Here is a 10,586-nt window from a genome sequence, read left to right as displayed (position 1 = left end):
GCCGCACCGGCCGCCAAGCCTGCGGCTGCGCCCAAGGCCGACGCCAAACCCGTTCCGGCCCTGACCGGCCGCCAGCCGGGCGAGCGCCCGCTGGCTTCCCCCGCCGGGCGCAACCGCGCGCGTGATCTGGGGATCGACCTGGTCTTCGTGCCGGGCGGCGGCCCCGCGGGCCGTATCGAGCACGCCGATCTGGACGCCTTCGTCGCGCGCGGCGGCACGTTCGCCCCGGCCACGGCCTCGGGCGGTTCGCTCTACGCCAAGGCCGAGGGAACCAACGAAGTCCGCATTATCGGCCTGCGCCGCAAGATCGCGGAGAAGATGGCCGAGAGCGTCCGTCGCATCCCGCACATCACCTATGTCGAGGACATCGACATGACGGCGGTGGAAGAGCTGCGCGCCCACCTGAACGCCCAGAACAAGGGCACCGGCCGCGCCAAGCTGAACGTCCTGCCCTTCATCGCCCGCGCCATCGTCGTGGCCCTGAAGGACCAGCCGAACATCAACGCCACCTATGACGACGAGGCGGGCGTGCTGACCCAGCACAACGCCGTCCATCTGGGCATCGCCGCCCAGACGCCGAACGGCCTGATGGTCCCGGTCGTCCGTCATGCCGAGGCGCGCGACGCCTACGACACGGCCGAGGAGATCGCCCGCGTCTCGGGCGCCGCCAAGGACGGCAGCGCCAAGCGCGAGGAGCTCAGCGGCTCGACCATCACCATCACCTCGCTGGGCACGCTCGGCGGTGTGGTGCACACGCCCATCATCAACCACCCCGAAGTCGCCATCGTCGGTCCGAACAAGATCGAAGAACGCGTCGTAGTGCGGGGCGGCCAGATGGTCGTGCGCAAGATGATGAACCTGTCCTCCAGCTTCGATCACCGTATCGTCGACGGCCACGACGCGGCGGTCTTCGTGCAGAAGATCAAGAACCTGCTGGAAAACCCGGCCACGCTCTGGATGAACTGATCAACTCCAACCCGCTCTGCTCGTCCTGGCGAAGGATGAGCAGAGCAGAGGATGCAGCAGATGAAGACCGGCGCCCTGATCATCGCATTCGCAATCGCGGCCCTCGGCACGGCGCCCGCCGCCGCCTGCATCCCCGAACCTCCGCCCCACTGGCCCTCGATCCTGCGCGCGGACGGCCCCACGCTCTTCATTGGTCGAGTGACCACCGTGGAGACGCTGCCGGAGCCCCGCCGTACGACGACGCTGGAAATCACCGAATCGCGGGCCGTCATCGAGCGTCTGGAAGCGATCCAAGGCCAGCCCAAGCCGACCTATGCCCTGACGGCAGCCGAGAGCGTTCGTCGCCTTGGTGACTACGCCGGCATGGTGTGCGTCGATTTTCAGCGTGTGAAAGTCGGCGATCTGGTGCTGGGGATGGAAGCTCCAAACGGCGCCCTTCGCCTCTTTGAACCCCATCAAGTTCCTCCTGAATTCACCTCTCGCATTGAGGCCTATCGTTGACCCAGACCCTGAAAACCAAAGTCCTGATCATCGGCGCCGGGACCGGCGGCTATGTCGCAGGCATCCGTTGCGGCCAGCTGGGGCTGGAGACCGTGCTGGTGGACGCCTCGCCGGGCCTCGGCGGCACCTGCCTGAACGTCGGCTGCATCCCGTCCAAGGCCATCATCCACGCGGCGGGCAAGTTTGAGACGGTGGCCAAAGCCGCCGGCGACGGCACGCTGGGCATCACCGCCTCGACCCCGGCCATCGACCTGTCCAAGACGGTCGAGTGGAAGGACGGCGTGGTCAAGAAGCTGAACGCCGGCGTCGCCGCCCTGCTGAAGAAGGCCAAGGTCAAGGTCATCAAGGGCTGGGCCGACTTCTCGGACGCCAAGACCTGCACGGTGAAGACCGACGACGGCGACATCCGCATCACCGCCGAGCACGTCATCCTGGCCACAGGGTCGGAGCCGGTAGAGTTGCCCTTCCTGCCCTTCGGCGGCGACGTGATCTCGTCCACCGAGGCCCTGAGCCTGCCGGAAGTGCCCAAGAAGCTGGTCGTCGTCGGCGGCGGCTATATCGGCCTGGAACTGGGCATCGCCTTCCGCAAGCTGGGCGCCGAAGTGGCCATCGTCGAGATGGCCGAGCGCATCCTGCCGCTCTACGACAAGGCCCTGACCGACCCGGTCGCCAAATGGCTGGAGAAGCACGGCGTGCAGCTGCTGCTCGGCGCCCGCGCGGGCGGTTTCGGAGACGGCAAGCTGAACGTCACCGACAAGGACGGAAACCCGATGCAGCTGGACGCCGACAAGGTGCTGGTCACCGTCGGCCGCCGCGCGCGGACGAAAGGCTGGGGCCTCGAGAACATGGGCGTGGCCATGAACGATCCGTTCGTGAAGATCGACGAGCGCTGCGCCACCAGCATGAAGAACGTCTGGGCCATCGGCGACCTGACCGGCGAACCGATGCTGGCGCACAAGGGCTCGGCGCAAGGCGAAGTCGTGGCCGAAATCATCGCCGGGCACGACCGCGTGTTCGACCCGACCACCATCGCCGCCGTCTGCTTCACCGAGCCGGAGATCGTCTCGGCGGGCCTCGGCCCTGATGATGTGAAGGGCCGCGACGACGTGATCCAGGCCGTCTTCCCCTTCGCCGCCATCGGCCGCGCCCTGGCCATCGAGGCGGGCGAGGACGGCGGCTTCGTCCGCGTCATCGCCTCGAAGTCGGATCACCGCCTGCTGGGCGTCCAGGCCGTCGGCCAGCACGTGTCGGAGCTGTCCAACAGCTTCGCCCAGATGCTGGAAATGGGCGCGGTGCTGGAAGACGTGGCCGGCACCATCCACGTCCACCCGACCCTGGGCGAAGCCTTCCACGAAGCGTCCCTCCGGGCGCTCGGGCACGCCATCCACATCTAAGATCGCTGCTTGAGCGCGTCTTCCTTCTCCCCTTGCGGGAGAAGGAACCGCCCTTGCTTGCTCTCACCGGACGAAAGGTCGACCCTCCCACAAACGGGAGGCTTCGATGAGCGCGCAGACCCACTATCTGGCCGTCTTCACCAGCGACAAGACCGGCCCCAAATGGCGAGCCTGGCGCGCCATGAGCGAGGCCGAGCAGGCCGAGACGGCCCGCATCGGCGTGGCCGCCGTCGCCGCCTGGGAAGAGGCGCACCGCAACTCTATCGTGTTTCGGGGCGGCCCGCTGGGCCCGACCAAGCGCATCGGCGACGGCGGCGCCGTGACGGACATGGTCAACCTGCTGACCGTCTTCATGGTCGTGCGCGCCGACAGCCACGAGGCGGCGGCCCGCCTGTTCGAGAACCACCCGCACATGAACCCCTTCCCCTGCGATGGGGTGGAGGTGATGCCGGTGCTGGGGTGAGGCTCAGTCGGCGCCCGGCGGCGGGGTCCAGTTCGGATCGAGGAACCAGTCGGCCGCGAGGTCGCGCCAGTCGGGGTTGTCGCGCTCGATCAGCGCCAGCTTCCAGTCGCGCAGCCACTTCTTGATCCGCCGCTCGCGCCGGATCGCATCAAGCATCAGGGCGTGCTGCTCGAACCAGACCAGACGGGTGCAGTCATAGGCATCGGTGAAGCCGGGAAAGGCGCGCGTCCTGTGCTTCCACACGCGGCTTTCCAGATTGGAGGTCGAACCGGCGTAGAGCGTCCCGTTGCGCCTGCTCGCCATGATGTAGGTCGCGATGAAGGTGCGATGGGTCGCCATCCGCACAAGCTATGCCGCTAATCCGCCTTCGTCATCCTCCGGGCCGCGCGCAGCGCGGAACCGGGGGACCCAGCGGCGCCGAAGGCGATCTAAGGGCGGCCGTCGAGCGTGGATCTTTCACGCTCCGCGCGCCGCTAGGTCCCCCGGTCTGCGCCGCTGACGCGGCTTGCCGGAGGATGACGGAAGAAACATCAGCTTACAGACCATCGTTCGACAGACTCGACTCCATCTAGCGAATCGGAGATGTTCACTTTTCGTTCAAAGAGGTCTGCCATGGGCAAAAACACAGGCGAAGGTTACCGCAAGGGCGCAGTGCGCGGCCGCACTCAATTCCAACATGAGAATGGGGACTGGCAAAAGCGCGATGAGAGCAACGGGCAATTCATGGAGAGGAAGTCTTCTCCCGGCCCATTCAAGGGAGTTGCGAAAGAACCCGATGGGCGGGACACAGATAACTCGTAGAGAAAGAGGACCGCGATTTCGCGGCCCCTTTCTCAGATCGTGCGGACAGCGCGCGGGTTAATGCACCCGCGCCTTCCCGATCTCCAGCCCGTCCGTGCCCGCTGACACCGCGACCACCGACCCGTCCTCGATCTCGCCGGCCAACAGTTTTTTGGCCATCGGGTCGACCAGCTCCTTCTGGATGACGCGCTTCAGCGGCCTTGCGCCGTAGACCGGGTCGTAGCCCTTGTCGGCGAGCCAGGTCAGGGCGCTGTCGTCCAGGGCCAGCGTCAGGCGGCGGTCGGCCATCAGCTTCTCCAGACGCGCCAGCTGGATGCGGACGATGCCGCCCATCTGTTCGCGGCCGAGGCGGCGGAACAGGATGATCTCGTCGATGCGGTTCAGGAACTCGGGCCGGAAGTGGGCGCGGACCTGTTCCATGACCAGGGGACGAACGGCCTCGACGTCCTCGCCCTCGGGTTGGTCGGCCAGAAACTGGCTGCCCAGGTTGGAGGTCATGATGATCAGGGTGTTCTTGAAGTCGATGGTGCGGCCTTGCCCGTCGGTCAGGCGACCGTCGTCCAGCACTTGCAAAAGCACGTTGAAGACGTCGGGGTGGGCCTTTTCGACCTCGTCGAACAGGATGACCTGATAGGGGCGGCGACGCACCGCCTCGGTCAGGGCGCCGCCCTCGTCATAGCCGACATAGCCCGGAGGGGCGCCGATCAGGCGGCTGACCGAGTGCTTCTCCATGTATTCGGACATGTCGATGCGGGTGATGGCGTTGTCGTCGTCGAACAGATAGCCCGCCAGCGCCTTGGTCAGCTCGGTCTTGCCCACGCCCGTGGGCCCAAGGAAGAGGAAGCTGCCCAGCGGCTTGTTCGGATCGTTCAGACCGGCGCGGGCGCGGCGCACGGCGTCGGAGACGGCGGCCAGGGCCTCGTCCTGACCGACCACGCGGCGGCCCAGTTCGTCCTCCATCTTGAGCAGCTTCTCGCGCTCGCCCTCCAGCATCTTGTCGACAGGCACGCCGGTCCAGCGGCTGACGACAGCGGCGATCTGCTCGGCGTCGACAACCTCGGGCGTCAGCGGGGCGGCGACCGCCGCCGGGGATTCGGAGTCCGCGAGTTGCTTCTCAAGCTGCGGAATCTGACCATAGGCGATCTCTGAGGCGCGCCCCAGATCACCGGCGCGCTGGGCGGCGGCCAGTTCAGCGCGCAGGCGGTCCAGGGTTTCGCGCAGTTGCGCGCCCTGCCCCACCTTGTCCTTCTCGGACTTCCAGCGGGCGGTCATGTCGTCGGACTGGCCTTCCAGATCAGCGATCTCGTCCTCCAGCTTTTCGAGACGTTGCCGGGAGGCGCTGTCGTCTTCCTTCTTCAGGGCCTCGCGCTCGATCTTGAGCTGGACCAGACGGCGGTCGATCTCGTCCAGCGCCTCGGGCTTGGAATCGACGGCCATGCGCACGCGGCTGGCGGCCTCGTCGATCAGGTCGATGGCCTTGTCGGGCAGAAAGCGGTCGGTGATGTAGCGGTTCGACAGGGTGGCGGCGGCGACGATGGCGCTGTCGCTGATGCGGACCCCGTGGTGGACCTCGTACTTTTCCTTCAGACCGCGCAGGATCGACACCGTGTCCTCAACGGTCGGTTCGGACACGAAGACCGGCTGGAAGCGACGGGCCAGGGCCGCGTCCTTCTCGACGTGCTTGCGGTACTCATCCAGGGTGGTCGCGCCGACGCAGTGCAGTTCGCCGCGCGCCAGCGCAGGCTTCAGCAGGTTGGAGGCGTCCATGGCCCCGTCGCCCTTGCCCGCGCCGACCAGGGTGTGCATCTCGTCGATGAACAGAACGATGCCGCCCTCGGCGGCGGCCACCTCGTTCAGCACGGCCTTCAGCCGCTCCTCGAACTCGCCGCGATACTTCGCGCCGGCGATCAGGGCGCCCATGTCGAGCGACAGGACTTTCTTGTCCTTCAGGCTTTCGGGCACGTCGCCGTTGACGATGCGCAGGGCCAGACCTTCGACGATGGCGGTCTTGCCGACGCCGGGTTCGCCGATCAGCACAGGGTTGTTCTTGGTGCGACGGGCCAGCACCTGGATGGTGCGGCGGATCTCCTCGTCGCGGCCGATGACGGGGTCGACCTTGCCGTCGCGCGCGGCCTCGGTCAGGTCGCGGGCGTAGCGTTTCAGCGCGTCGAAGCTGTCCTCGGCGCCCGCGCTGTCGGCGGTCTTGCCCTTGCGGATTTCGGCGACGGCGTCGTCGAGCTTCTTGGCCGTGACCCCGGCGGATTTCAGCGCCTCGGCAGCGGCGCCGCCCTCCTTGGCGATGGCGGCCAGCAGGCGTTCGGTGGTGACGAAGGCGTCGCCGGCCTTCTTGGCGGCCTCTTCGGCGGCGCTGAAGACGCGGGCGGTGTCGCCGTCCAGATAGAGCTGACCAGAGCCGCCCTCGACCTGAGGCCGCTTCTTCAGCAGCCCCTCGGTGACGAGTTCGACGGCGGACGGATCGCCGCCCGCCTGATCGATCAGTTTGCGGGCCAGTCCGTCGCGTTCCTCGAGCAGCACCTTCAGCAGATGCTCGGGCGCGAACTGCTGATGGCGGCGGGCCAGCGCCAGCGACTGGGCGGATTGAACGGCCTGTTTGGCGCGGTCGGAATAGAGGTCGAGATTCATGGTTGAGCAGTCCCCTCAAAGGCGGATTGCGGAAGGCGCGCCCTCATAAGCAAGCGACGCGCTATCCGGTTGCAGCACAGGTGGGTGTGGCCCATACGACACGCAAGGGGATGGGCGATGGAACCCCAAGCGTAGCCGTGCGTTGGGGGCCCATGCTGACATCCAAAATGAACCCTCGAGTCTTCTGGGGGGCCAGCGCCATCGCAGGCGGGCTTTTGCTGCTCGCCCTGATGGCGCCCGCCACGTCCGACCTGCTGTTCGGGCGCGCCCAGGCCTGGGTGGTGGAGACGTTCGGCTGGTTCTACGTCGCTTCGGTCGCAGGCTTCATGCTGTTCGTCGCGGCGCTGGCCCTGGGGCCGACGGGGCGGTTGAAGCTGGGGCCGGACGACGCCGAGCCGGACTTCCCCTATGTCTCCTGGCTGGCCATGCTGTTCGCCGCGGGCATGGGCATCGGCCTGATGTATTTCGCCGTCGCCGAGCCGGTGCAGCACTACATCGCCCCGCCCGAAGCGCAGCCCGGCACGCTGGAAGCCGCCCGCGAGGCCATGGTCATCACCTATACCCACTGGGGCGTCCACGCCTGGGCCATCTACGCCGTAGTGGGTTTGAGCCTGGCCTATTTCGCGCACCGGAAGGGACTGCCCCTGACCATGCGGTCCAGCCTCTATCCCCTGCTGGGCAAGCGGGTGAACGGCTGGCTGGGCGACCTGGTCGACATCTTCGCCATCTGCGGCACCCTGTTCGGCATCGCCACCTCCCTGGGCTACGGCGTGGCGCAGATGACCTCGGGCCTGAACTACGTCTTCGGCCTGCCCAATGACGTGATCATGCAGGTCGGGTTGATCGCCGTGGTGATGGGGGCGGCGACGATCTCGGTGCTGACCGGCGTGGACAAGGGCGTGCGGCGGCTGTCCGAGCTGAACCTGTTCATCGCCGTCTGCCTGATGCTGTTCGTGCTGATCGTGGGGCCGACGCTGTTCCTGCTGCGGGCCTATGTGCAGAATTTCGGTCTGTATCTAGACCACTTCTTCGAGCGCACCTTCACCCTCTACGCCTATGAGCCGCGCGCCTGGATGGCGGACTGGACCCTGCTCTACTGGGCCTGGTGGATCTCCTGGTCGCCGTTCGTGGGCATGTTCATCGCCCGCATCTCGCGCGGTCGGACGGTGCGGGAGTTCCTCATCGGCGTGCTGCTGGTGCCGTCAGGCTTCACCTTCCTGTGGATGACGGTCTTCGGCAACACGGCCATGAGCCTGGATCTGGGCGTGGCCGCGGGGGCGATCTCGAACGCGGTGCAGGCGGACCTGTCGACGGCCCTGTTCCGCTTCTTCGAATTCCTGCCGGGCACGGCGATCACCTCGGTCCTGGCCATCGCCCTGGTGGCGGTCTTCTTCGTCACCTCGGCGGATTCAGGCTCGCTGGTGATCGACACCCTGGCCTCGGGCGGGGCGGAGGAGACGCCGCGCTGGCAAAGGGTCTACTGGTGCGGAATGGAGGGGCTGACGGCGGCCCTGCTGCTGCTGGCCGGGGGCCTCGGCGCCCTGCAGGCGGCGACCCTGGTGGCCGCCCTGCCCTTCGCGGTCATCATGATCCTGGCCTGTTTCGGCCTGGCGCGGCAGATGAACGCCGACCTGAAAGGCGAGGCCGTCGAGACCGAGGCGCCGCCCCTGCGCGAACAGCTCAAGCGCATCCTGGCCCCGGCCAGCCGTCGCGACATCGACCGCCAGATCGCCCGTCACGGCGCCCCGGCGCTGGAAGAGGTGCGCGCCGCCGTGGCCGCCGAAGGGCTGGAGAACAGCGAAGTTCAGAGCGACGACAACGGCGTCTGGCTGAGGGTCGAACACGCCAACGGGCGGGACTTCCTGTATCGGCTGGGCGCGCGCTCGCGGCCCCTGCCCGCCCTGACCGCGCTGGAGGCGCCCGAAGGTCGCCGCGCCTTGGAATGGCGACTGAGCGCCGTCACCGGCGACGGCGCGCGCCCGCGCGACGTGACCGGCTTCACCCGCGCCCAGATCGTCGCCGACGTGCTGGAGCATCTGCAAAGGTGGCGGCTGGCGGCGTAAGCCGCGCGACGCCCCTTGGCCCGACGGACGGGCGGCGTTAGCGTCGCCGTTCAGTCTTCGGGAGCGTCCTTGATGTCCATCCGCCTGTCGCGCCGCGCCGCGCTGATCTCTTCCGCCGTCGGCGCCGCCGGCGCGGCCCTGCCCGCGACCGGCTGGGCCCAGACCAGCGCCGATACGCGTTCCGACGAGGAGATCGCCGCCGCCGCCGACGCCTGGGTGCAGCGCTGCATGGCCGCCTGGCCGGACCAGCCCGCCGTGTCCCTGGCCCTGGTGCGCGACGACAAGACGGTGCTGGCCAAGGGCTACGGCGTGCGCCGTCAGGGCAAGGCCGAGCCCGCCGACGAACACACCCTGTTCGCAATCGCGTCGAATTCCAAGAACGTCACCGCCGCCTGCCTGGCCATCCTGGTCGACGAGGGCAAGGTGAAATGGGACGAGCCGATCCGCACCTATCTGCCCGGCTTCACCCTGTCGGATCCGATGGTGGGCGAGCGCATCACGGTGCGCGACACCCTGAGCCACCGCGCCGGTTTCGGCCTGGGCGCCGGCGACCTGCTGTTCTGGCCCAACAGCGACCGGACGCGCGCGCAGGTGCTGGCCCAGGCCGCCTTCGTGCCGATCGAGGACGGCTTCCGCGAGGACTACCACTACTGCAACCTGATGTTCGTGGTTGCGGGCGCGGTGATCGAAAAGGTGTCGGGCCTGTCGTGGGAGGCCTTCGTCCAGACCCGCATCTTCGACAAGGTCGGCATGAGCGAGAGCGTGCCCCTGGCCCGCCTGGCCGATCCGGCCAAGTCCGCCCTGCCTCATGGCCGCGTCGGTCCGCCCCTGCGCTATCAGGGGGCGATGACCCAGATCGCCGAGTCGATCGTCGAGGTGTGGAACTGGGATTCGGCGGCGGCCGCGGGCGGCATCTGCGCCAGCGCCCACGACTGGGCCAAATGGATCGCCGTGCGCCTGAACGACGGCAAGCTGGCCGACGGCTCGCGCCTGTTCTCCGAAGCCGCCGCGCGCGAGATGTACAAGCCCAACATCGTCGTCTCCTCGTCCAACGGGCCGACGGCGGCCCTGCCGAACCGGGCCGTGGCCTCGACCTACGCCATGGGTCTGCAGGTGCAGGACTATCGCGGCGAGCGGCTGGCCACCCACGGCGGCGGCTCGCCCGGCGGCATCTCGGCCACGGTGCTGATCCCCGGCCGCAAGATCGGCTTCTCGGTCTTCACCAACGCCGAAGAGAGCTTCCTGCTGCGCGCCCTGCGTTCGGGCCTGTCGGACATCGCCATGAACAAGGTCGACGTCGACTGGATCGCCGATTCCAAGCGGATTGAGGCCGAAGGAACCGAGAAGTCGCTGAAGGCCGCCGTCGAAATCGACGCCAAACAGGCGGCGGGCGCGGCCCCGTCCATGCCGCTCGAGGCCTACGCCGGAACCTGGCGCGATCCCTGGTACGGCGACATCGTCATCGAGCCGAAGACGGAAGGGCGCGGCCGCAACCGCAAGTCCGGCCTGTGGCTGCGCTTCACCCACACCCCGGCGCTGCAAGGCTGGCTGGAGCCCTATGACGGCGAGACCTTCCGTACCCACTTCCCCGACAAGCGCGAGGAAGACGCCTTCATCACCTTCAGCATCGGCACGGCCAAGCCTGCGACCGCCACGGTCAAGGGCGTCTCGCCGGATATCGACTTCAGCTACGACTATCAGGATCTGCGGCTGACGCGGGTCTGAACGCCCTAACCCTTCTTCCCTTGTGGGAGA

At 67.7% G+C, this 10,586-nt stretch carries 8 protein-coding genes; 6 read left to right on the top strand and 2 right to left on the bottom strand.

The features are described 5' to 3' along the window. From B2Y21_RS06730 to B2Y21_RS06715, 4 genes are all read left to right on the top strand, one after another. Positions 1–966 (top strand): dihydrolipoamide acetyltransferase family protein (locus tag B2Y21_RS06730; protein WP_292058191.1); only part of this gene is annotated, 966 nt, incomplete at its 5' end. A gap of 60 nt (positions 967–1,026) precedes the next feature. Further along, a complete protein-coding gene (locus tag B2Y21_RS06725; RefSeq protein ID WP_292058189.1) occupies positions 1,027–1,467 on the top strand; it encodes a hypothetical protein in 441 nt (146 codons plus the stop codon). Next, positions 1,464–2,861 (top strand): dihydrolipoyl dehydrogenase, encoded by a 1,398-nt coding sequence (lpdA, locus tag B2Y21_RS06720; protein ID WP_292058186.1) that lies wholly within the window; start codon positions 1,464–1,466, stop codon positions 2,859–2,861. The genes B2Y21_RS06725 and lpdA overlap by 4 nt, the downstream gene beginning before the upstream one ends. A 106-nt stretch (positions 2,862–2,967) precedes the next feature. Next, on the top strand, positions 2,968–3,324 hold the full coding sequence (locus B2Y21_RS06715) for a hypothetical protein (RefSeq protein WP_292058184.1): 357 nt from the start codon (positions 2,968–2,970) through the stop codon (positions 3,322–3,324). 3 nt (positions 3,325–3,327) lie between these two features. Here the strand turns inward: B2Y21_RS06715 and B2Y21_RS06710 are convergent, their stop codons facing one another. After that, positions 3,328–3,663 carry a GIY-YIG nuclease family protein gene (locus B2Y21_RS06710; RefSeq protein WP_292058182.1) on the bottom strand — a complete coding sequence of 112 codons (336 nt, stop codon included), beginning with the start codon at positions 3,661–3,663 and terminating at the stop codon, positions 3,328–3,330. 519 nt (positions 3,664–4,182) lie between these two features. Further along, the gene (gene clpB / locus B2Y21_RS06705; protein WP_292058180.1) at positions 4,183–6,768 is read right to left on the bottom strand and encodes an ATP-dependent chaperone ClpB; all 2,586 of its coding nucleotides are present in this window, start codon (positions 6,766–6,768) and stop codon (positions 4,183–4,185) included. Positions 6,769–6,935: 167 nt separating this feature from the next. Between clpB and B2Y21_RS06700 the strand changes: the two genes are divergently transcribed. Then, positions 6,936–8,831 (top strand): BCCT family transporter, encoded by a 1,896-nt coding sequence (locus B2Y21_RS06700; protein ID WP_292058176.1) that lies wholly within the window; start codon positions 6,936–6,938, stop codon positions 8,829–8,831. Positions 8,832–8,903: 72 nt separating this feature from the next. Then, positions 8,904–10,556, top strand: coding sequence for a serine hydrolase (locus B2Y21_RS06695; RefSeq protein ID WP_292058175.1), 1,653 nt, complete (start codon positions 8,904–8,906; stop codon positions 10,554–10,556). The last annotated feature ends 30 nt before the right edge of the window (positions 10,557–10,586 follow it).

It is taken from the genome of Brevundimonas sp. UBA5936, from assembly GCA_002430835.1.
Lineage (GTDB): Bacteria > Pseudomonadota > Alphaproteobacteria > Caulobacterales > Caulobacteraceae > Brevundimonas.
This window is presented reverse-complemented; position numbering and strand designations above follow the sequence as displayed.